The following is a 22,545-nucleotide window of genomic DNA, read 5'->3' on the forward strand; positions in this document are numbered from 1 at the left end:
GACGGCCCGACCACGCACGGGAGGCGCGGTGCCGGTCAGACCGACACCGCGCCTCCCCCGGTCGCTCCCGGAAGGGCCTTTACTTCGAGGGGCCTTTGTCGCTCTTGTCCGGCCGCTCACGACCTGCGGGCACGGCACGCTTCGCCGCGGCAGAAGTGACGTACCTGCCGGTGACCGCACTTCGATGCACTCCGACCACGCGGTAGACGCCGCCACCGAGCGCCTGATATGACGAGTGCTTCTGGGAATCTGCCATCACGCCTCCGAAGTCGTGTCAGAAGTGTAGGCCCCGGAAGGCCATTCGAGCCCGTCTGTGAGCCGAGTGCTCCAGGCGTCGCCGATGTCCGCCAACGGCCCCTTCCACCGGTAGCTGGAGGACTCGTAGCGCCTCGCCTCGTCGGGGAGGCCGATGGTGATCACGGCACTGGTCATCGCGGGCAGGTGAGGATGGAGGACAGGGATCGGCAGGGCTATCACCGAGGACCAGCGTCGCAACCGATCGGGTGGGAGGTCCTTGACCAGCAGCTCGTCGCTGCCGAGGGCCCGCCCGGCGATCCACATGCTGTCGAAGCCCGTGTCGGCCCGTCTCAGAGCAGATGCCCCGTCGTAGTGCCGATCTTGGGAGGCCCACCGCGCAAGGGTCCCATCGGCATCGCTCAGCCACAGTGACACGTTGAGGGTCTCGACATCGAGGACGCCCTGGAGGATCTCTGCATCTTCGCGCAGGACGGCCACGTAGGCGTTCTGGAGGGCACGGAAGTCGTGCTCGTGGTGGCGCCAGACGCAAGCAGCCCGGTCGGCGGGCGAGAGGTACCCGTCACGGTCGATGTAGCGGAGCTCCCTGACGACCTGGGCAGCGTCCGCGTAGTCGTGGACGAGGACCGGGCGGATCCCGATGGCGGTCCACTGCAGGCTCAACGATCTCGCGAGGCTTCGGAACTCCTCCTTGGTGACTCCGAACCCCTCCCGAGCCAGGATGACGAAGACAGCGTGATGGCTCGGCGCCTCCGCCAGGGCGGCGTGGAACCACTGCCGGATGTCCGGGTCACGATAGGAGGTACCGGCGATGATCACCGCTCCGCGCTCTACTACCCGCCGCAGGAACACGAGCTGCCAGGGGCTCTCCTGCTCGACCAGGTCCAGGACGTCGGTGAGAGCGACGACGACGCCCTCGGAGGACGTGGGCGTGACGATGCCGTGCAGGTGATGCACCACGAATCCCTCATGCCCGTCGGGGGCGACACTGGTGGTCACGGGGAGGGCCGCGGCGCCGACCTCGGCTTCCAGAGCACCCTCCAGCAGCGTGTCGAAGTTCAGCGTCGCCAAGGTGGTCCCCCCGGGGCCCGACTCGATGGCGTGGGCCGCCGTCGCCCTGTGGAGAGCCGAGAACTCCGCCGCGGTGACGCCCTCGTAGAGACTCGCCCTCAGCTTCCGCTCCCAGTCGCTCCCCAGGGCGGACCGCGCAGCCTCGACGACGATGAGGGGATCTTGACGAGTCAGGAGGAGCTGAGCCTCCTCCGGAGAGCCGACGGCCCCGCTCGCGACGAGGAGCCGCTCGGCTAGCTGGTCCCACGTGGGGAGTCCAGAGGTCACGGAAGCACCCGCCCCGAGGAGCACCGTGGTGTGGGCCGTCAGCCCCGCGGATCGCAGCGCGCTGACGGTCTCCTCGCTCAGATCCGGTGCACTCATGGCCAGATCATGCCAGCAGGGCCCGTCATCACGGATGCACCTGTGGACAACTCGTCGCGAACGTCGTCACGAGACTGGCCGGACCACGCACGGGAGGCGCGGTGCCGGTCAGACCGACACCGCGCCTCCCACGGTCGCTCCCCCGCGCTCGCGGGGCCGGGGCTACGCCCGGTGCGCTCCGTCGCCGTCGTGCGCCGTCGCCGTCACGGGAGCGTCGACCTCGGCGCCGGGAGCGACGTGCGAGTGGTGCTGCTCGTCGGCGGTGTGCGCGGCCGCCGGGTGCGAGCGCTCGAGCGAGGCACCCTCCACGTCGACGTCGGGCAGGATGCGGTCGAGCCACTGGGGGATCCACCACGCGGCGTCGCCGAGCAGGTGCATCACGGCCGGGATCAGCAGCAGGCGGACGACGAACGCGTCGACGAGCACGCCGAGGGCGAGGCCGAGGCCGATCGACTGGATCATCACCGAGTTCGAGAAGACGAAGCCGGAGAAGACCGCCGTCATGATGAGGGCCGCGGCGATGACCACCGTCCGCCCGGCGTGCACGCCGCGCTGGACGGCGAGGCGGGCCGGGGCGCCGTGCGCGAACGACTCGCGCATGCCGCTGACGAGGAACAGCTGGTAGTCCATCGCGAGCCCGAACAGCACGCCGACCATGAGGATCGGCAGGAAGCTCAGGATGGGCCCCGGGTCGTGCACGCCGAAGACCGGCGCGAGCCAGCCCCACTGGAACACCGCGGTGACGCCGCCGAAGGCCGCGAACAGCGACAGCACGAAGCCGAGCGTCGCCGTGATCGGCACGAGGATCGACCGGAACACGAAGATCAGGATGATCAGCGACAGCCCGACGACCACGAGCAGGTAGAGCGGCAGCGCCGAGGCCAGCTTCTCGCTGACGTCGATGTTGCCCGAGGCGTTGCCCGCGACGCCGAGCGCGGAGACGCCCTCGACGTCGAGCCCGCGCAGGTCGCGCACGAGCTGCTCGGTCGACTCGCTCGACGGGCCGCCCTGCGGGATCACCTGGAAGGCCAGGGTGCGGTCGTCGTCGGAGGCGCCGATCGGGGCCACCGCCACGACGTCGTCCTCGCCCTTGATCTCGGTTCCGATGCGCACCTGCTCGGCGACGAGGTCGTCCTCCGAGACGGCCTGGTCGAGGTCGGCGACGACGATCAGCGGGCCGTTGACGCCGGCGCCGAACTTGTCGTCGATCAGCTTGTACGCCGTGTACGCGCTCGAGTCGACGGGCTCCGACGAGCCGGCCGGCAGGCCGAGCCGCATCGACAGCGCGGGGATGGCGACGATCAGCAGCACGGCGACGCCGGCGACCAGCGTGAGCACGGCACGGCCGGTGCGCATCGGCGAGGTGGGCACCTTCACCGGGCCGGTCTGGCCGACGCGGGCGCGCACCTTCTTGGTGAGGATGCGCATGCCGACCAGGCGCAGCAGCGCCGGGGTGAGCGTGACGGCGATGAGGATGGCGACGAAGACGCAGACCGCGCCGACGGTGCCCATCAGGCCGAGGAAGGGGATGCCCGTGAGGTTCAGCGCCAGGAGGGCGATGAGCACGGTCGAGCCGGCGAAGACGACGGCGTTGCCCGAGGTGCCGTTGGCGAGCCCGATCGACTCCTCGAGGGGCACCCCGTCGCGCAGTTGCTGCCGGTGGCGGTTGAGGATGAAGAGCGAGTAGTCGATGCCGACCGCGAGGCCGAGCATCACGCCCAGCACGGGGGTGACCGACAGCATCTCGACGGTGCCCGAGAGGGCGAGCGAGGCGAGCACGCCGACGCCGACGCCGATCAGGGCGTTGACGAGCGGCAGGCCGGCGCCGATGAGGGTGCCGAGCATGACGAAGAGCACGATCGCGGCGATGACGACGCCGCCGACCTCGCCCGGGCCCAGGATCTCGGGGATGCTCGCGGCGATGTCGTTCGACACCTCGACGTCGACGCCGGCGATGTCGGCGCCCTGCATCTCCTCCACGAGGGCGTCCTTCGACTCCGTGGTCACGAGGTTGAGGGCCTTGTCGAACTGGATGCTGGCGACCGCGGTCGTCTCGTCCTTCGAGACCTGGCGGATCTCCTCCGCGAGGGCGAGCAGGTCGGCGCCGTCCTCCAGCGTGGTCGACTGCGTCTCGAGCTCGGTGCGGCTGGCGTCGAGCGTGGCCTGCTGCTCGTCGATCTGCTGCTGGCCCGCGGTGATCTGGGCCTGCTGCGCGTCGAGCTGCGCCTGGGCGGCGGCGAGCTGGCCCGCGGCCTCGGCCTGGGCCCTCGCCGCGTCCAGCTGCTGCTGGCCGGCGGTCAGCTGCGCCTGCGCGGCGTCGATCTGCGCCTGCCCGGCCTCGAGCTGCGCCGTGCCCGCGTCGATCTGGGCGCGCCCGTCGGTGACCTTCTGCGCCTGCTCCGCGAGCTGCGCCTGGGTGTCGAAGGGGTTCGTGGTGCCCTTGACGTCGTCGAGCTCCTCCGTGCGGGTGAGCAGGTCGGCGATCTCGGTCTTCTGCTCGTCGGTGAACGCCGAGTCGTCGGAGGTGGTGAAGACCACCGAGCCCGAGCCGCCGCTCGCGGCCGGGAACTTCTCGGAGAGCTCGTCGCTCACCGCCTGGGTCGCGGTGCCGGGGATGCTGACGGCGGAGGTCAGCGTTCCGCCGAACAGGGCGAAGGCGCCGCCGGCGAGGCCGAGCACGACGACCCACGCCACGATCACCAGCCAGGCGCGTCGGGCCGCGAGGCGGCCGAGTCGGTAGAGCAGTGTCGCCATGGTGGTGGTCCTCCAGGTGGGGCGGTGGTGGCCGTGCGGTGGTGGCCGGGGTGCGGTGGGCCTCGCGTCGTCGGGAGGAGGGGCGGAGCAGCCGGGGTGCGGCGGATCGGGGGGCGCCGGGTCGGGGCGCCGGGGGCGGTCGGTGCGGGTCAGGGCCCGTCGGGGCCGCGGGCCGCCGGGTAGCCCGTGCGCACCGTCTCGACCAGCCGGTCGAGCAGCTCGCCCCAGACCGCCCGCGACGCGTCGTCGAGAGCGCCGTCGGTGCGGCGCACCCAGTGCACCGCGATCACGGCGATGCCGTGCATCAGCGAGCTGACGAGCAGCTCGACGTCGAGGTCGTCGACCTCGGAGCTGCGGCGGGCCGCGTCGGCCGAGAGGTGCTCGGTCGCCCGCGAGAAGACGTCCTGCATGACGTTCGGCTCGCCCGGCCCCTCGCTGCCGCCCTCGAGCACGCGCCAGAGGTAGGCGATCACGGCCGGCAGGTCGATGCTGCGGAGGGCGAGCGTGACCTCGTCGAACAGGGAGGCGCGAGTGAGCACCGCGGCGGGGGTCGCCACGGCCGCGGTGGCGGTCTGGAACTCCTCGACGGCGTTCGTGATGGCGACGGTGCCGAGGGTCAGCACCACCTGGTCGAGGCCGGAGAAGTGGTTGAAGATCGTGCGGCGCGACACGTCGGCGCGCTCGGCGAGCTCGTCGACGCTGAACCTCGGGGCGCCCCGCTCGGCGATGAGGGCGTCGGCCGCGTCGAGGATCGCCTGCCGGTGCCGCGCCTTGAGGGCGGCACGTCGGTCCAGGGCGGGAGCGGCGGTCACGGTGATTACACTAAGTGCACCCACGCACTCGGTGCACCCTGCTCTGGGCGCATTCTCAGGCCCCCTGAGCCCCGGGCCGTCGTCAGGGCCGGAGCCGCCGCGCGAGGTACGGCGCCGTCCGGCTCGCCGTGCTCGCCGCGACCTCGCGCGGGGTGCCGCTCGCGACGACCTGCCCGCCCGCGTCGCCGCCGCCCGGGCCGAGGTCGATCACGTGGTCGGCCGCCGCGACGACGTCCATCGCGTGCTCGACGAGCACCACGGTGCCGCCGGCGTCGACGAGCCGCTGCAGCTGGGCGACGAGCAGCTCGACGTCGGCCGGGTGCAGCCCCGTCGTCGGCTCGTCGAGGAGGTACAGCGTGTGGCCGCCGCGGGCGCGCTGCAGCTCGGTCGCCAGCTTGATGCGCTGCGCCTCGCCGCCCGACAGCTCGGGGGCCGGCTGCCCGAGCCGCAGGTAGCCGAGGCCCACCTGCCGCAGGGCCTCGAGCGCCCGGGCGGCGGCGGGCACCTCGGCGAGGAAGCCCGCGGCCTCCTCGACGGTCATGCCGAGCACGTCGGCGACCGTGGCGCCGTGCCAGGTGACCTCGAGCGTCTCGGGCGCGTAGCGCGACCCGTGGCACTCCGGGCACGGCGCGTACGAGCCGGGCAGGAAGAGCAGCTCGACCGAGACCAACCCCTCGCCCTGGCAGACCTCGCACCGGCCACCGACGACGTTGAACGAGAAGCGGCCGGCGCCCCAGCCCCGGGCCCGCGCCTCGTCGGTGGCCGCGAAGGAGGCGCGGACCGCGTCGAAGAGGCCGGTGTACGTCGCGAGGTTCGACCGCGGGGTCCGCCCGATCGGCTTCTGGTCGACCTGCACGACGCGGTCGACGCCGGGGTGCTCGACCGCGCGCTCGGCGACGACGTGGCCGACGAGGGTCGACTTGCCGGAGCCGGAGACGCCCGTGACCGCGGTCAGCACGCCGAGGGGCACGTCGACGTCGAGCGCTCGGAGGTTGTGCCGCGTGACGTCGCGGAGCTCCAGCCACGCGGCCGGCGTGCGCGGCTCGCGGGGGGCGGGGCGCGCCTCCTCGGCTCCCAGGAAGCGGCGGGTCACGGACGCCTCGACGTCGGCCAGCCCGGCGACCGGGCCGCTGTAGAGCACCTCGCCGCCGCCGGCCCCGGCGGCGGGCCCGACGTCGACGACCCAGTCGGCGCGGCGCACGACGTCCATGTCGTGCTCGACGACGAAGACGCTGTTGCCGCTCGCGACGAGCTGCTCGAGCACCTCGACGAGGGGCTCGGCGTCGGCCGGGTGCAGCCCCGCGCTCGGCTCGTCGAGCACGTAGACGACGCCGAACAGGCCCGAGCGCAGCTGCGTCGCGATGCGCAGGCGCTGCATCTCGCCGGGCGAGAGCGTCGGGGTGGCCCGGCCGAGGCTGAGGTAGCCGAGGCCGAGCTCGGTCAGCACCTCGACCCGCGCGAGCAGGTCGCGGCTGATCGCGACCGCGACCTCGGTGCGCTCGCCCGACGACGCCCGCGACGTCGCGACGCCGGCGTCGGTGATCGCCGCGATCGGCCGCAGCAGCTCGGCGACCTCGGTGAGCGGCAGCGCGTTCAGCTCGGCGACCGTGCGGCCCGCGACCGTCACCGCGAGCGCGGCCCGGGTGAGGCCGGTGCCGCCGCAGAGCGAGCACGGCCCCGACTCGACGAACTGCAGCACCTTCGTGCGCTGCGTCTCGCTCTGCGAGTCGGCGAGGGTGTGCAGCACGAACTGCCGTGCGCTCCAGAAGCGGCCCTTGTACGGCTTGGCGACGCGGTCGCGCTGGGGCTGCACCTCGACCACCGGCTGCTCCTCGGTGAAGAGCAGCCAGTCGCGGTCCTCCCGCGACAGCTCCCGCCACGGCCGGTCGATGTCGTAGCCCAGCACGGCGGTGACGTCGCGGAGGTTCTTGCCCTGCCAGGCGCCCGGCCACGCCGCGATCGCGCCGTCGCGGATGCTCAGCGACGGGTCACGGACGGCCGAGGCCTCGGTCACCTCGTGCGCCACCCCGAGGCCGTGGCAGCGCGGGCACGCGCCGGCCACGGTGTTCGGCGAGAACGAGTCGGACTCGAGGCGGTCGGCCCCCTCGGGGTAGGTGCCCGCGCGCGACCACAGCATGCGGACGGAGTTCGACAGCGTCGTGACCGTGCCGACCGACGAGCGCGAGCTGGGCGCGCCGCGCCGCTGCTGCAGCGCGACGGCCGGCGGCAGGCCCGTGATCGAGTCGACCCGGGGCGTCGACCCCTGCGCGATCAGCCGGCGGGCGTAGGGGGCCACCGACTCGAGGAACCTCCGCTGCGCCTCGGCGAACACGGTGCCGAAGGCGAGCGACGACTTGCCCGAGCCGGAGACCCCGGTGAACGCGACGATGCGGTCGCGGGGCACGTCGACGTCGACGGCCCGCAGGTTGTTCTCGCGGGCGCCCCGCACCCGCACGAAGCCGTCGACCGGGTCGGGGGCGGACGAGGAAGCGCGGGTGCGGTCGGCAGGCATCCGGTCGATGGTAGGCGGCCGGTCCGCGGCGGGGCCGGGGAGACTCCCGGGCAGACCACCTTGTCTGCCCGGGCGCGCGTGGCTAGCGTGGGGGGACGACGTCCGAGGCGTCGGGCACGAGGCAGCACCGCTGCACACCGACTCGTCGCCGGCGACACCGGATCAGGGAGACAGCACGATGGGCGAGACGACGCAGGGCGGCTCGGGCCGTACGAGGGCGCGCGGCGCCGGGGCGACGTCGTGAACCCGGCCGGGCGCCTCCTCCTCTCCCCCGCCCTCGCGGCCCGGTACGCCTGGCTCTGCGCGCGGTCGACGACGACGCCGCGGCCCCGCGACGTGCCCTTCGGCGCCGGGGCGGGCCTCGACCCCGACCGGGTCCTCATCGTGGGGGCCGGCCCCGCCGTCGGCTGGGGCACGAGCTCGCACTCGGTCGCGCTGCCGGGCCGGCTCGCGCGGCGCCTGGCCCGCCGCACCGGCCGGGGCTCGCACGTCGCGGCCCTCGCCGACCCGACGCACCGGGTGCCGTCGCTGCACACCGTGCTCGGCGACGCCTTCCTCGAGAACTGGGACGTCGTGGTGGTGACGCTCGGGGCCGCCGAGGCGATGACCCTGCGGTCGCCCCGCGCCTGCGCCCGCGACCTCGACGGCCTCGTGTCGGCCCTGCTCGAGCGCACGAGGCCGTGCGCGAGGGTGGTCGTCGCCTCCACTCCCCTGGCCGACGCGCTGGGCACGTTCGGCGTGCAGCCGACGGCGCTCGCCGAGCGCCACTCGGCCCTGCTGGCCGAGGTCTCGGCGGGGGTCTGCGCCGAGCACGCCCGGGTCACCCACCTGACGCTGCCGGGAGGGGGAGGCGCGGAGGCCGTCGACGACGACCGGTCGCCGGGGCGCGCGGAGGCCACGGCCGAGCTCTACGAGACCTGGGCGGAGGCGCTCAGTGAGCACGTCGCGCCCCTGCTGCACGCCCAGCGGGCGCGCATCGACTCGCCGCAGCGGGCCCGGAGCCGCCCGCAGCCCGAGCCGACGCGGCTCGAGGCGATCGCCGCGTCGGGCGTCGTGCAGCCCGAGCCGGAGGCGGCCTTCCAGCAGATCACCGACCAGGCCAGGGCCCTGTTCGAGACCGACGGCGCCGCGTTCAACCTCGTGCTCGACGACCACCAGTGGAACGTCGTGAGCACCCTCGGCTCGAGCACGGCCGTGCCGCTCAGCGAGTCGTTCTGCGCGACGACGGTCGACGCCGACGAGCCCTTCGTCGTGGCGGACGCCTGGCAGACGACCCTGACGGTGCCCCGCAACGACATCCGGTTCTACGCCGGCTACCCGGTGCACACCGCGGAGGGCATCCGCATCGGGGCGCTCTGCGTCTTCGACCCGGAGCCCCGCGACGTGCGGGGCCTGCCGCTCGACGCCCTCCGCGAGCTGGCCCTCGACATCGAGCGGGAGCTCTGGCGCCGAGCCGCCTAGCGCGCCGGGTCGGCCGGGGCCGGCGCCGTGGTCGCGGGGGCGGCGGTCGCGGCCACCGTCGGGGCGGCCGCCGACGCCGCGTCGGCCTCGGCGCCCTTCTCGGTCTCCTTCTTGAAGATGCTGATCGACTGGCCGAGGCCCTTCGCGAGGGCGGGGAGCTTCGTCGAGCCGAAGAGCAGCAGGACGATGCCGAGGATGATCAGCAGGTGCATTCCGCCGAGGTTGGCGAGCATGGGGACTCCTTGGGTCGTGGGGCGCCCCGGAGGTCCCGGGTCGTGCCGCACCGTAGGCCGTGCCGGACGGTCGCCCGACGAGCCGGCCCCGTCGCCCTCGCCGAGGCGCCGCGCGATGCCACCCCCGCCTCCACCCCGCCGGTCACCCGGTCTCACGTCGGTGAGGAGGAGATCTCACCTCCGGCGTGATGAGTGTGATATTTTGTGTTCCTGCACTGGATATCTTCTACAGGAGAGGCCCCCATGTCACCCACGTCCACGCTCGCCGAGCACCGCTCCCCCGACCAGGGCCTCCGCGGTCGCCCCCGCACCCGCCGCCACGTGCTGCGCCGCGACGGCGTCTCGGAGGCCCTCAGCCGTGCGGCGGAGGCCTCGGTCGTCGTGGTGCGGGGGCCCGCCGGCGTCGGCAAGACGACCGCGGTCGCGGCCTGGCTCGACGAGGCGCCGGTCAGGGGCGCCTGGTGGACGGTCCGGGGCGACCAGGCCGTCGCCGACGTCTGGGCCGGCGTGGCCCGCCTGCTCGACCCGGCCGCCGGCGACCTGGGCGGCGCCCCCCTGGCCGCGCTCGACGAGGCGCTCGGCGGCACCGCCGGGCCGGTGACGGTCGTGCTCGACGACGTCGACCGCCTCGACGACCCGCGGCTCGCGGCCGACGTCGAGCGCCTCGTGCTGCGCCACGACCACCTCCACGTCGTGCTGGTCGGCCGGGTGCGGACGACCTTCGAGCGCGCCGCCGGCGCCGACCTCGACGTCGAGCTCGTCGCCCCCGACGTCTTCGAGCTCGACCGGGGCGAGGTCGCGGCGATGCTCACCGCCCGCGGGGTCTGCTTCGACGACGCCGCGCTCTCGCTCGTCGACGACGCGCTCGGCGGCTGGGCCGTCGCCGTGCAGCGCCTGGCCCACGAGCTGGCCCTGCAGCCGCGGCGCCTCTGGCGACGTCGGGACCTCGCCCCGCTGGTGGCCCGGCTCGAGGGCGAGCTGACCCGCGACGTGTCGACGGAGGCGGAGTCGCTGGTCGGGGCCGACGCGCTCCGCGCCGCCGCCGAGCTCCCCTTCCTCTCGCCCGAGCTGCTCGAGGCCGTCACCGGCGACCACGACGCCGCGGCCGAGCTGCTCGACGTCGTCGAGCGGTCGGGCGTCGGCGGGTGGACGGTCGTCGGCAGCACGCGGCACCTCGTGCTGGTGCCGGTCGTCCGTCGGGTCCTGCTCGAGCGCCGGGTCGACGAGGCCCAGCGGCAGGAGGCCCGGCGCGTGCAGGTGGCCGGCGCCCGCCAGCTGCTCGACGACGGCGACGCCCGGGAGGCCCTGGGGCTCGCGGCCGCGGCCCACGACTGGCCCCTGCTCGGCGAGGTGCTCGAGCGGCACCACGCCGAGCTGACCCGCGACCACGCCGACGAGGTCCTGGCCGTGCTCGAGACCGTGCCGGAGGCGTCGCTGCGCGCCGACCCGTGGCTGCTCTGTCTGCTCGGCAAGCTCTCGGCGTTCCGCGGTCGCAGCTGGCTGGCCGCCGCGGGCACCCTCGCCGCCGCCGACACGGCCGCGCGCGAGCTGCAGAAGGACGCGGGCCCCACCGGCGCCCTCCGGCTCGCCGCGGTGCGCATCGCGGCGCTGCGGCGGGCGGGCAGCGTCGGGAGGGCCGCGGCCCTCGCCCGACGCACCCGCGAGTCGATGGCCCAGCTCCGGGTGCCCCGCACCCCCGAGCTCGCGCGCCGACTGGCCGACGCCCACCTGCAGATCGGCCTCTCGCTCTTCCACGAGGGCGCGTACGACGAGGCGCTGCTCGAGTTCGGCGCGGTCGGCCGCCTCGACGAGGCGACCGACCCGGTGCGCCTGCGGGCCCTCGGCACCGCAGCCCTCGTCCACGCCCTCGACGGCCGGCTGGGCGAGGCGCGGGCGCTCGTCGTCGCGGCGGAGGGCGACGAGCGCTGGTCGGACTGGCGGCACACGGTCTGGGCGCTGCCCGCCCACCTCGCGGCCGGCGTCGCCGCGCTCGACGCGGGCGACGACCGGGAGGCCCGGCGCCGCATCCGCACGGCGGCGAGCATGCCGGCCTCGGTGGAGGAGTGGCCCGTCGTCGCCTGGCTGACGGCCCTGCGGCACCTGGCCCACGGCGACGGGGCCACGGGCTTCAGCGTCGTCCGCGACGCGGAGGCCGCGCACCCGCAGGGCGTCGCGAGCAACCACCTGCACGGGCTCCTGACCGCCCTGAAGTCCGACTTCCTCCTGCTCTCGAAGCAGGCGCGCTCGGCCCTCGGCGCCCTGCGGCCCTTCGTCGACGGCCGCGAGTCGGTCGCCGGGGCGCACGCCCGCGCGCTGCTCTTCGCGGGCGCGGCGGCCGACGCCCGGGTCGTGGCCGACCGCATGGTCTGGCGGGGCCGGCTCGCGCCCCGCCCGCAGCTCGAGCTGCAGCTCGTCCGGGCGGTCGCCAGCGGCCGGGTCGGCGACCTCGACGTCGCGCGGACGGCGCTCGAGCAGGCCGTCTCGGTGTCGGCCCGCCACGACCTCCGCCTGCCGTGGTGGCTCGTCCCCGCCGAGGAGCTCCGCTCCCTCGCCCGGCAGACGGGCGTCGACCTCGACCCCGTGCTCGCCGACGCTCCCCGCATCTACTCGAGCGGCCTCACCGTGCCGAAGCTCACGCGACGCGAGGCCGTCGTGCTCGCGCAGCTGCGCGGCGCCGGCTCCGTCGAGGACATCGCCCGCACCCTCGGGGTCTCCCACAACACCGTCAAGAGCCAGGTGCGGAGCCTCTACCGCAAGCTCGGCGTGAGCACCCGGCCGGCGGCCCTGCGCGTCGCCTACGAGTGGCGGCTCCTGGCCCCCGTGAGCCGCGAGCAGGCGGCCACCGCCTCCTAGGCCGGCTCCGCCCGCTCGACCAGCCCCTCGGCCAGCAGCTGGTCGACGAAGGCCGCGACCTGCTCACGCACCGCCGCGGGGTCGGCCCCGGGGTGGTCGGCGAGCGACGCGTCGACGAGGTCGTCGACCGCGGCGACGCCGTCGAGCCGCGCCCAGAGCTCCGCCGCCGTGCCCTCGAGCCGGCGGAGCGCGCTGCGGTCGAGCTGGGCCACGACGAGCGCGTCGCCGTCACGGGCGACCGCCACGCGCGGTGACACGCGGACGACGAGGCGGCCGTCGACCGTGGGGGCTCCGCGGCGGGCGCGGCCGCCGGGGGCTCCGGGGCCGCCGGCGGCCGGGGCGACGCGCCCCTCGCCGGGCCCTCGGCCGGTCCCCTCGCCGTCGGTCATCCGGCCATCCTCCCACGGCGGACCGGCCGCGGCACCCGGGGTGTCATGCGACATGTCACCCCGGTGAAGGGCGGGGTGACATCTCGGGGGCCGCGGCCCGTCGCGACGCCCGACCCGCGCCTCCCGGGGGTGACGGCGCTGCCTACGGTGCACGCCTCTGACACCGACCCCGAGGAGCTGATCACGGTGCCACGCCCCGAGACCCGACCCGCCGCCCACCGCCTGCCCTGGGCCACCGCGACCGAGCCCGCCGAGCCCGCCCGGGCGGACGGCCCCTTCGAGATCGTCGTCGTCTGCCGGGCCAACGAGGCCCGGTCGCCGTTGATCGAGAGACTGCTCGGCGCGGAGCTCGAGCGCCTCGCCCCCGGCGACTTCCGGGTCACGAGCTGCGGCACCCGGGCCCGGGTCGGCGCCGGCGCCGCGCACGGCACCCTCGAGCTGCTCCGGTCGCACGGCATCGACGCGGCCGACCACCGTGCCCGGCAGCTGACCCCGGCCGAGCTCGGCGACGTCGACCTCGTCGTCACGGCGGAGCGGAGCCACTCCGACCGCGTGCTCGACCTCGCGCCCGGACTGCTCAAGCGCACCTTCACCTTCCTCGAGCTGGCCGGCCTCGCCGTGCACGCCGAGACCGGGGCACTCGAGGGCCGGGCGTTCGTCGAGCGGGCCGCCGCCCTCCGCGCCGGCCTCGCCGACGTCGACGGCCACCGCGCCGACCTCGACGACCCGGTCTCCACGGTGCCGGGGGCCTTCGAGCTGCTCGACCTGCGCACGCAGGACGCGGTGTTCGTCATCGCCCGGGCCCTCGCGGGTGCGTCGTGACCGGCACCGTGCCGCCCCGCGACGAGGCCGCCCCGGTGACCGACGGCCTGGCGCTCGTCTTCCCGGAGAACGCCGGGGAGCCCGTGTCGCTGCCGTCCCGGCGGCGGCGCAGCCACCAGCCGCACGCGTCGTCCTCCCGCCCGGGGACCCGCGGCTCCGGAGGCTCCCGCAGCACCGCGGGCTCCCGGGCCGAGGCTCGGCCCGGCCGACGGTCTCCCCGGAGCCCACGTCGCCGACGCGCCCTCCGCCGCCTGTCCGCCGCGCTCGTCGTCCTCGTCGGGCTGCCGCTGCTGGCCGGCGCCCTCGTGCAGCTCGGCTGGCGGTCGGGCGTGACCACCTTCGAGGCCGACCCCTTCCCGTCCGGCAGCCGACCCGCGCCTCCGGCCGACGGGGCCCTCAACGTGCTGCTCATCGGCTCCGACAGCCGCGACGGCGACCTCGACCCGGTCGACGAGGCCGGGCCCACGGGCCAGCGCTCCGACACGATGATGCTCGTCAACGTCTCCGGCGACCGCCGCGAGGTGACCGTGGTCTCGATCATGCGCGACCTCTGGGTCGACGTGCCGGGCCACGGCGAGGCGAAGGTCAACGCGGCCTACGCCTGGGGCGGCGCGCCGCTGCTCGTGCAGACGGTCGAGCAGCTGCTCGACACCCGCGTGGCCCACGTGGCCCTGGTCGACTTCGAGGGCTTCGCGTCGATGTCGACGGCGCTCGGCGGCGTCGAGGTCGACTCCCCCGTCGCGTTCAGCAGCCGCAACGTGCCGGGCCACGACTTCGCCGCCGGTCCGAACGTCGTCGCCGGCGAGCGGGCCCTGGCCTTCGTCCGCGAGCGGTACGCGTTCGCCGACGCCGACCACCAGCGCGTGCGCAACCAGCAGGCGTTCCTCCGCGGCGTCGTCGACGGGCTGCTCCGCGACGGCCTCGCCGACCCCGGTCGCCTGGCCTCGTTCGTCAGCACGACGACCCGCTGGGTGACGGTCGACGCGGGGCTCGGCCCCGCCGAGACCACCCGCCTCGGCTACGAGCTGCGCGGCGTCCGGGCCGACGACGTCGCCTTCTTCACCCTCCCCACCGCCGGCGGCGGCGTGCGGGGCGGCGGCCAGTCCGTCGTCCTGCCCGACGAGGCGGCGACGACCGCCGTCTCCGCCGCCATCGCCGACGACGACCTGCGCCGCTGGAGCGACGCGGCAGACCTCACCCCGGAGCGACCATGACCAGCACCCTCCCGGGCCCGACCACCACGGGCCCCGCCACGACCGACCCGGCCGCCACGGGCCGGGCCCGACCCGCCGAGCGACCGGCCGTCCGCCCCGCCAGCCGGCCCGCCGAGCGCCCCGACGACCGCACCCCGCCCCGGGGGCCGGCACCGCGACTCCCCCGACGTGCGCTGCCCGTCGTCCCGATGGCCGTCACGGAGGCGGCCGCCCTGCTCGTCGCGACGTCCGCCGCGCAGCTCGCCTGGTTCGGGCGCGGCCCCCAGGGGCTCGCGATCGGCGACGGCGGCGTGGGCTACGGCACCGTCTCGGTCGCGCTCACGGCGGCCTGGACGCTGCTCCTCCTCGTCGCCCGGGCCGACGTCCGGCCCGACGACCTCTTCGCGAGCGGCGCCGCGGCGTTCCGCGACCTGCTGCGCGCGACGGTGGTCGTCGCGGTCGGCGTGAGCCTCTTCTCCGCCGCGACGCAGACGCAGATCTCCCGCGGGTGGCTGCTCGTCGCCGTGCCCGCCGGGCTGGCCGTGCTGCTGCTGAACCGGCTCGCGTGGCGGGCGCACGTCCGGTCGCTGCGGGCCGCTCGGCGCCTCGGCACGCGCACCGTGGTCGTCGGCACGGCCGCCGGCGTGGCCGGCCTCCGCCACGTGCTCGCCCGTGACTCGTCGTCGGGGCTGGACGTGGTCGCGGAGGTCGTCCTGGACGACCTCGACGACGCCCCGGTGGCCCACGTCGCCCGCACCGCCGAGCTCGTCTCGCTCGTCGAGCGACGGCTGGCCGCCAAGGGAGCCGAGGGCGTCGTCGTCGTCGGCAGCGGGCTCGTCGGCGACGAGTTCGTGCGCCGCGTCTCGTGGGCCCTCGAGGGCACCGACGTGCAGCTGATCGTGTCGCCGCAGGTCGGCCCGGTGTCGAGCCGGCGCCTGCAGCCCGTCGCCGTCGGCGGGCACCAGCTCATCCGCGTCGACCGGGTCCAGCTCGGCGGGCGCCAGTCGGTGCTCAAGCGCCTGATGGACGTCGCGCTCTCCGCCGTGGGCCTCGTGGCCCTCGCGCCGCTCCTCGCCGGGGTGGCCGCGGCGATCCGCCTGACCTCGCCCGGCTCCGCGGTGTTCCGCCAGACCCGCGTCGGCGTCGACGGCGCCGAGTTCACCCTCTACAAGTTCCGCAGCATGGTGACCGGGGCCGACGCCCTCGTCACGGCCCTCGTCTCCGACGACGACGACGCCCGCGGCCCGCTCTTCAAGATGCGCGACGACCCCCGGGTCACGCGGGTCGGCCGCGTCATCCGCCGGTTCTCGGTCGACGAGCTGCCGCAGCTGGTCAACGTGCTGCGGGGCGACATGAGCCTCGTGGGACCCCGCCCGCCGCTGCCGCGCGAGGTCGCGGCCTACGACCGCACGGCCCACCGTCGCCTGCTCACCCGCCCCGGCCTGACCGGAGCGTGGCAGGTCAGCGGCCGCGCCGACCTCGACTGGGAGGAGGGGCTCGTCATCGACCTCCTCTACGTCGAGAACTGGACCCTCTCGGGCGACCTCGCCATCCTCGGCCGCACCGTCGGCGCCGTCCTCCGAGCACGGGGGGCCTACTGATGTCGCTCCTCACCGCGCCCCTGCTGCGCGTCGGCGCCCGGGGCACGCACCTCGACGGGCAGCCGCTCTTCCGGGGCGGCCCCGACGAGCTCCTCGACGAGATGGAGGCGCTGGTCGCCTCGGGCGGCCGCCACCTGGTCATGACCCCGAACGTCGACCAGGTGCTGGCCCTCCGCACCGACCCGCGCACCGCCGCCGCGCACCGTGCCGCCTCCCTGCGGATCGCCGACGGCGCCCCCCTCGTCGGCCTCGCCCGTCTGCTCGGCGACCAGCGCATCCAGCGGCTCACGGGCGCCGACCTCCTCGGCGACGTCGTCGCCCGGGCGGCGCGGAACGGCTGGCGCGTCGCGATCGTCGGGGGCGCCGAGGGCGTCAGCGACGACGCATCGGCCAGGCTGAGGGCGTCGTCGCCGGGCGTCCGGCTCGTCACCGTGCCCTTCCCGTTCGTGCGCTCGGTCGACGACGCCGGGTGCCGAGCCGTCGCCGACGCGCTGCGCGTCGAGCGGCCCGACGTCGTCTTCGTCTGCCTCGGCTCGCCGAAGCAGGAGGCCTGGTTCCTCGAGTGGCGCGACCGCCTCCCCCCGGGCGTCTACGTCGGCGCCGGCGCCGCCGTGGAGTTCGCGGCGGGCACCCGGGCGCGTGCCCCGCGCCTCGTGCAGCGCCTCGGCGGCGAGTGGCTCTGGCGGCTCGCCCAGGAGCCGCGCCGCCTGGCGCACCGCTACCTCGTGCGCGGCCCGGCCTTCGTCGGCGTCGTGCTGGGCTCGCTCCTCGCGGCCCGCGGGCGGCGCTCGTGAGCGCGCCCCGGGTCACCGTCGTCTCGGCCGTGCACCGGCCGGGCGCCCACCTGCCCGCCTTCCTCGCCCGGCTCGACGGCTGCCTCGCCGAGGGCGCGCAGGTCGTCGTCGTCGACGACGCCTCCGGCGACGGCACCGGGGAGGCGCTGGTCACGTGGGCCGCGTCGCGCCCGTCCGCCGTCGTGGTCGTCGCCGACGAGAACGCGGGCGTCGCCCGCAGCCGGAACCGGGCGCTCCGTCACGCCGTCGGCGACTTCGTGTGGTTCGTCGACCACGACGACGAGTGGGAGGACGACGCGCTCGCCGTCCTCACCGCCGCCACGGGCGACGACGACGGCGACCCCGTCGACGTCGTCTGGTGCCGGGCCGACCACCGACGGGCGGCCGGGGTGCCCGGCAAGGTCGTCGACGGCCTCGTGGAGCGCCGGACGGTGACCGGCGACGTCGCCCTCGCGCTCCTCCTCGACCGACAGGTCGACGGGTTCCTCTGGTCGAAGCTGCTGCGGCGCCGGCTGCTCGGCGACGCGCCCTTCCCCGAGCTGACGTCGCAGAGCGACGTCGCGGGGGCGGCGGCGGTGCTGGCCCGCGCCTCCCGGGTGCGGTTCGTGCCCGAGGTGCTCTACCACTGGACCCACCGCCCGGGGTCGATCACGCGGGTCTCGACGCCGCGTCTCGCCAACCTCGAGCGGGCCCACGACCTCGTGCTCGCGGCGGCCGGGGCGCGGGGCGGCGCGGCCGCCGACGAGCGCGTGCGCCAGCGCTTCACCACGACCTTCCTCTGCCTGGCGCTCGTCGCCCTGCCCGTGCGCCTCGGCGCCCCCGCGGCGGTGCGGCGGGACGGGCTCCGACGGGCCCGGCGGGCCCTCGGCGGCGTCGACCTCGGCGCCGTGCGACGACGCGACCCCCTGGCCTGGGGCGTGCTCCGGGGCGCCCTCGTGGCACCCGCCGCGACGACCGCGGCGCTCCGCGTGCTGTACGCCGCGCACGACGCGAGGGGCCGGGCCCGGCTCCGCTCCGGGCTCCGGCGCGGGCCCGCCGCGCCGGCACGCCGCGCGGTCCACCCGGGGTGAGACCCGGGGTGAAAGCCCCGTCGGCCCCGGGGCCCGTCTGCCCCGTGCCCCCGGGGATCGGCGCGCGGCCAGCCCCCGGAGCCCCTCGCCACGCGCGGTAGGAACGACCCGGCGCCCGCCTCCGGACGCCCTCCGGCCGCCGGCCGGCACCCGCCCCGCGACACCAGCAGCACCGCCACCGCGACAGGAGAAGCCCGTGGACCGACCCGACACCGAGCCCCGCCCCAGGACCCTCGACCTGCAGGACTACCTGCGCATCGTGCGGTCGTACTGGCTGGGCGCCTTCCTCATCGTGCTGCTCGGCGTGACCGCCGGCGCCGGCTGGACCCTCACCCAGACCCGCGTGTACGAGTCGAGCGCGTCCGGCGTCGTGCAGGTCGCCGCCGGCGGCGACGCCAACCTCGCCTTCGCCGCCGACCAGCTGGCGAAGTCGCAGGCGCAGTCGTACGTCGAGCTCGGCGGCTCGCTCGCGGTGGCCGAGTCGGCCGCGGCGGCGCTCGGCGGAGCGGCGTCGCCGGCGTCGCTGCTCGGGCGCGTGACCACGTCGCTGCCCGAGGACACGGCGATCATCACCGTGACCTCTCGCGGCTCGTCCCCGGCCGACGCCGCGGCGCTGACCGACGCCTGGCTCGCCGCGATGGGCGAGCAGATCGCCGCGATGCAGGAGGAGAGCACCGACACGGGCGGCTCGGCCACGTCGTTCGTCGCGCTCTCGTCGGCGTCGGTGCCGACGTCGCCCGCGTCGCCGAACGTGGAGGTGGCCCTCCTGCTCGGCGGGCTCTCCGGCCTCCTGCTCGCCGGCGTCTACCTGCTCGTCCGCAACACGCTCGACCGCCGGATCCGCTCCGCGGCCGAGGTGGAGTCGCGGTTCGGCGTGGGCGTGATCGGCACCATCCCGCAGAACGACGCGCTGGCCGAGCACGGCGGCCTCGTCGCGGCGCTGCCGAACGCCACCGCCGACGACCGCCACGTGAACTTCGCCATGTCGGAGGCGCTGCGCGAGCTCCGCACCAACCTCGCCTACGTCAAGGTCGACGCGCAGCCGCGGGTGATCGTGATGACCAGCCCGCAGCCGGGCGACGGCAAGTCGACGCTGGCGGCCAACCTCGCGGAGTCGCTCGCCGTGTCGTCCGACCAGCGGGTCGTCGTCATCGACTGCGACCTGCGCCGGCCGACCCTCTCGAAGGTGCTCGGCGTCTCCGAGGGCGCGGGCCTCACCGACGTGCTCTCCGGCCGGGCGCAGCTGCACCAGGTCATGCAGCAGACGGAGGCCGCGTCGAACCTCTGGGTCGTCGGCGCGGGGCGCATCCCCCCGAACCCGAGCGAGCTGCTCGGGTCGCAGACCTTCCAGGACCTCGTCTCGACCCTCGCCGAGCACGCGACCGTCATCCTCGACGCTCCCCCGGTGCTCGCCGTCACCGACGCCGTCGTGCTGGCCGCCAAGGCCGACGGCGTGCTGATGACCGCCTCCGCCGCGCGCACCACCTTCGACCAGCTCGACCGGGCGCTCCAGCTCGTCACGCGGGGCGGCGGCGACGTGCTCGGCGTGGTGCTGAACCGCGTGCCCACCAAGGGCCGCGACGCCCGCGAGTACGGCTACTTCGGCGGCAGCTACTACTACTACGAGGGCGACGTCGGGACGGGCGGGGCCGTCGGGGCCGGCGCGGGCTCCGGCACGGCGCCCGCCTCCCGCGAGGCCGTGACGGCCCCCGCGCCCGTGGTCGCCCCGACGCCTCCTGCGGCCCCGGCCCCGGCCCCGGTCCCGGCCCCGGCTGGTGCCGCGGCGGCTGCTGCTGCCGCTGCTGCTCCTGGTGGGGAGCCGGCTCCTGCCCGGGTCCCCGCTTCACCCGCCTCGCCCGCGGCGCCCACGTCCCCGGCGGTGCCCGCCTCCCCCGTCGAGGCCCCGGGCGGGGCGCTCACCCGTCGCGAGATCCGCGAGCGCGAGCGCACGCGGTGACCGGGCCGGCCGTCGTCGTGGCCGCCGCCCCCGTCGTCGAGCTGGCCCACGCCCTCGTCGCCGACGTGGCCGGCGGCGTCGGCCTGCGGGCCCTCGTCGTCAAGGGCGACGGGGCCGCCCACCACGGCCTCCGGCCGCCCCGCGTCAGCGCTGACGTCGACGTCCTGCTCCGCGGCCGGGACGACGCCGCCCGGTTCGGGGCGGAGCTGGCACGACGGGGCTGGCGCACCCGCCCCGCCGACGCCGACCTCACGGCCTTCCCCCGCCACTCCGACACCTGGTTCCACCCGGGCTGGAGCTGCGACCTCGACGTGCACCACCGCTTCCCGGGGCTCGACGACGACCCCGGGGCGGCGTTCGACGCCCTCTGGGCCCGCCGCGTGGTGCTCGACCGGGCCGGCCGCGACGTCGCGGTGCCCGGCCGGGTCGACACCCTCCTCGTGCTGGCCCTGCACTGCCTCCGCAGCCCCTGGGTCGAGCGCCACGCCGACGAGCACGACCGCCTGGTCGAGCACGCGCGGGCGCTCCCCGTCGCGGAGCTCGTCGACGCCGCGCGTCGCCTGCGCGCCCTCGCGCCGCTGCGCCCCTTCGTCGAGGAGGCCGCGGGTCCGCTCGACCTCGCCTGGGGCGCCCCGTCCGCGGAGTGGCGGCTGCGCACCCGGTCGGCCTCGCCCCTGACGCGTCGGCTCGTGGCCTTCCGCGACGCCGGCGCCCGCGAGCGGCTGCACGCCGTGCGCCTCGCGCTGCTGCCGCCGCGGGCGACCCTCGTGAAGGACGGCCTCGGCGCCGACCTCCGGGGCGTCGACCTGCTGCGCGCCTACGTCGTGCGCTGGGCGCGGGGCCTGCGCGGGCTGCCCACGGCCTGGCGCGACGCGCGGCACGGCTGAGGCCCCGCCGCCGACCGGCGACCGCCTCGGACGCCGCGACCGCCGATCCCCTCAGGGGGCGCGACCGCGCCGAGCGGCGACCGCCTCAGGCGACGAGCGCCGGGCGGCGGTCCTCCCGGGCCGAGCCGCCGTCCGCGGCGGCCGCCGCCTCGAGGTCCCGGGCCGCCCGGCCCTGCTGCTCCGCCCGGTCCGACGCGGCCAGCGCCGCGGCGCCCGGCAGGGCGAAGAAAAGCGACATCAGCACGCCGACCCCGAGCCAGACGACGAGGTCGAAGGAGGCGCCCATGCCGAGGAAGAGCACGACCACGGCACGGGTCAGGCGGTCGCCGCGGGCGAAGGTCACCACGGCGACGAGCAGGAACACCGACAGCCCCAGCACCCCCGTGGTGCCGAGCAGGTACACGTAGAAGTTGTCGACGACCTCGAGCCCGAAGGTCAGTCGGATGTGCCCGTCACGGAACAGCCCGACCTCGCTGCCGAAGCCGGTGCCCCAGAGCGACTCCGCGAGCGGCCGGGCCAGCAGGGCGGGCACCGCCTGCACCGACTCGAGGCGGTGCACCCACGAGCCCGAGGCGAGCAGGTCGTCGACGATCTCGGAGAGGCCGAGGTCGAGCAGCAGCACCCCGCTGCCGACCACCGCCGCGATCGCGACGTTGCGCAGCCAGGCGGCGAGCCTCGACCGGAGGAGGAGGTGCACGCCGACGGCCACGACGAGGCAGGCCGCGATGCTCCTCGTGCCCGAGAGCAGCACGCCGCCCGCGCACACGGCGAGCAGGGCCCACCGGGCCCGGCGGGAGAGCTGCCACGGGTCGGCCCAGACGAGGAGGACGGCGAGCCCCTCGAGCAGGCCGAGGATGATCGGGTGGCCGAGGGTGCCCTGCACGCGGTCGACGGCGTCGCCGAGGAAGGGGTTGAGGCGCGTGCCGCCGCGGAGGCCCCACAGCAGCGGCTCGCCGACCGCCAGCTCGGCCAGGGCGATGCCGACCTGCACCACCGCGACCGCGACCACGGCGCCGAGCACGAGGTGCACCTCCCGACGGGTGAGCTGGCCGGCGACGAGCGCGACGACGACGGCGAGCCCGAAGTACGCGACGAGGCGGGGCACCGAGTACGTCCCCGCGACGAGCGCGCCCACGGCGAGCCAGGCCCAGAGACCGGAGACGAGCAGGAAGGGCACGCCGCCGACGCGCCGCTCGAGGCCGCCGCGCGCCAGGGCCACGAGGAGGAGCACGGCCGAGAAGACGAAGCCGGCCACCCACGCGGCGGGCGGTGCGCTGTTGTTGCCGACGGCCACGACGACGGCGACGGTCACGGCGAGGGCCGCCGCGCGGACGCACCAGGCGGGCACGACGAGGAGGAAGACGGCGAGCACCAGCAGGCCGGCGCTCGCGAGCAGGAGGAGGGTCATCAGCATGGGGCGGTCTCCGTTCGGGAGGGGCCATCGCACCACGTCGCCCGACCGCCGCCGGGCCCTCCGCCCGCCTCCGCGGGGCCGGGCGGCGCCCCTTCCACCCCGCG

General features: G+C 76.0%; 16 protein-coding genes. 9 read left to right on the forward strand and 7 right to left on the reverse strand.

Annotated elements, in window-relative coordinates:
• Window positions 1–255: 255 nt before the first annotated feature.
• The 4 genes from IFT45_RS02055 to IFT45_RS02070 all read right to left on the reverse strand — a co-directional run bounded on the left by IFT45_RS02055 (window position 256) and on the right by IFT45_RS02070 (window position 7,767).
• Window positions 256–1,689 (reverse strand): SIR2 family protein, encoded by a 1,434-nt coding sequence (locus IFT45_RS02055; RefSeq protein WP_192126423.1) that lies wholly within the window; start codon window positions 1,687–1,689, stop codon window positions 256–258.
• A gap of 162 nt (window positions 1,690–1,851) precedes the next feature.
• On the reverse strand, window positions 1,852–4,443 hold the full coding sequence (locus IFT45_RS02060) for an MMPL family transporter (RefSeq protein ID WP_192126425.1): 2,592 nt from the start codon (window positions 4,441–4,443) through the stop codon (window positions 1,852–1,854).
• 149 nt (window positions 4,444–4,592) lie between these two features.
• Window positions 4,593–5,255 (reverse strand): TetR/AcrR family transcriptional regulator, encoded by a 663-nt coding sequence (locus IFT45_RS02065; protein ID WP_056056879.1) that lies wholly within the window; start codon window positions 5,253–5,255, stop codon window positions 4,593–4,595.
• A gap of 82 nt (window positions 5,256–5,337) precedes the next feature.
• Entirely contained in the window at window positions 5,338–7,767 is a 2,430-nt protein-coding gene (locus tag IFT45_RS02070; protein ID WP_192126427.1) for an excinuclease ABC subunit UvrA, read from the reverse strand.
• A gap of 240 nt (window positions 7,768–8,007) precedes the next feature.
• Here IFT45_RS02070 and IFT45_RS02075 point away from each other — a divergent pair, with 240 nt between their 5' ends.
• Window positions 8,008–9,228 carry a GDSL-type esterase/lipase family protein gene (locus IFT45_RS02075; protein WP_192126429.1) on the forward strand — a complete coding sequence of 407 codons (1,221 nt, stop codon included), beginning with the start codon at window positions 8,008–8,010 and terminating at the stop codon, window positions 9,226–9,228.
• On the opposite strand, the gene tatA is transcribed toward IFT45_RS02075, so the two are convergent.
• Window positions 9,225–9,461: a twin-arginine translocase TatA/TatE family subunit gene (gene tatA / locus IFT45_RS02080; RefSeq protein ID WP_192046216.1), complete on the reverse strand. Its 237-nt coding sequence runs from the start codon at window positions 9,459–9,461 to the stop codon at window positions 9,225–9,227. The genes IFT45_RS02075 and tatA overlap by 4 nt on opposite strands.
• 243 nt (window positions 9,462–9,704) lie before the next feature.
• Between tatA and IFT45_RS02085 the strand changes: the two genes are divergently transcribed.
• Window positions 9,705–12,314 (forward strand): LuxR family transcriptional regulator, encoded by a 2,610-nt coding sequence (locus tag IFT45_RS02085; protein WP_192126431.1) that lies wholly within the window; start codon window positions 9,705–9,707, stop codon window positions 12,312–12,314.
• Here IFT45_RS02085 and IFT45_RS02090 read toward each other — a convergent pair.
• Window positions 12,311–12,703 carry a PqqD family protein gene (locus tag IFT45_RS02090; protein ID WP_192126433.1) on the reverse strand — a complete coding sequence of 131 codons (393 nt, stop codon included), beginning with the start codon at window positions 12,701–12,703 and terminating at the stop codon, window positions 12,311–12,313. The two genes, IFT45_RS02085 and IFT45_RS02090, sit on opposite strands and share 4 nt — an antisense overlap.
• 129 nt (window positions 12,704–12,832) lie before the next feature.
• Between IFT45_RS02090 and IFT45_RS02095 the strand changes: the two genes are divergently transcribed.
• The 7 genes from IFT45_RS02095 to IFT45_RS02125 all read left to right on the forward strand — a co-directional run bounded on the left by IFT45_RS02095 (window position 12,833) and on the right by IFT45_RS02125 (window position 21,027).
• A complete protein-coding gene (locus IFT45_RS02095; RefSeq protein WP_192126435.1) occupies window positions 12,833–13,525 on the forward strand; it encodes a hypothetical protein in 693 nt (230 codons plus the stop codon).
• Complete coding sequence (locus IFT45_RS17670) at window positions 13,522–14,739, forward strand: LCP family protein (protein WP_192126437.1); 1,218 nt, start codon at window positions 13,522–13,524, stop codon at window positions 14,737–14,739. Before IFT45_RS02095 ends, IFT45_RS17670 begins: the two co-directional genes overlap by 4 nt.
• A complete protein-coding gene (locus IFT45_RS02105; RefSeq protein ID WP_192126439.1) occupies window positions 14,736–16,319 on the forward strand; it encodes a sugar transferase in 1,584 nt (527 codons plus the stop codon). Before IFT45_RS17670 ends, IFT45_RS02105 begins: the two co-directional genes overlap by 4 nt.
• Window positions 16,319–17,113, forward strand: a complete 795-nt coding sequence (locus IFT45_RS02110; RefSeq protein ID WP_192126441.1) for a WecB/TagA/CpsF family glycosyltransferase — start codon at window positions 16,319–16,321, stop codon at window positions 17,111–17,113. The genes IFT45_RS02105 and IFT45_RS02110 overlap by 1 nt, the downstream gene beginning before the upstream one ends.
• Window positions 17,110–18,183 (forward strand): glycosyltransferase family A protein, encoded by a 1,074-nt coding sequence (locus IFT45_RS02115; protein ID WP_185233594.1) that lies wholly within the window; start codon window positions 17,110–17,112, stop codon window positions 18,181–18,183. The genes IFT45_RS02110 and IFT45_RS02115 overlap by 4 nt, the downstream gene beginning before the upstream one ends.
• Before the next feature lie 196 nt (window positions 18,184–18,379).
• A complete protein-coding gene (locus IFT45_RS17675; RefSeq protein ID WP_192126443.1) occupies window positions 18,380–20,140 on the forward strand; it encodes a polysaccharide biosynthesis tyrosine autokinase in 1,761 nt (586 codons plus the stop codon).
• A complete protein-coding gene (locus IFT45_RS02125; protein WP_192126445.1) occupies window positions 20,137–21,027 on the forward strand; it encodes a nucleotidyltransferase family protein in 891 nt (296 codons plus the stop codon). Before IFT45_RS17675 ends, IFT45_RS02125 begins: the two co-directional genes overlap by 4 nt.
• An 85-nt stretch (window positions 21,028–21,112) precedes the next feature.
• On the opposite strand, the gene IFT45_RS02130 is transcribed toward IFT45_RS02125, so the two are convergent.
• Complete coding sequence (locus IFT45_RS02130; RefSeq protein ID WP_192126447.1) at window positions 21,113–22,441, reverse strand: O-antigen ligase; 1,329 nt, start codon at window positions 22,439–22,441, stop codon at window positions 21,113–21,115.
• Window positions 22,442–22,545: the final 104 nt, after the last annotated feature.

The organism is Frigoribacterium sp. CFBP 13707, from assembly GCF_014842245.1.
GTDB lineage: Bacteria > Actinomycetota > Actinomycetes > Actinomycetales > Microbacteriaceae > Frigoribacterium > Frigoribacterium endophyticum.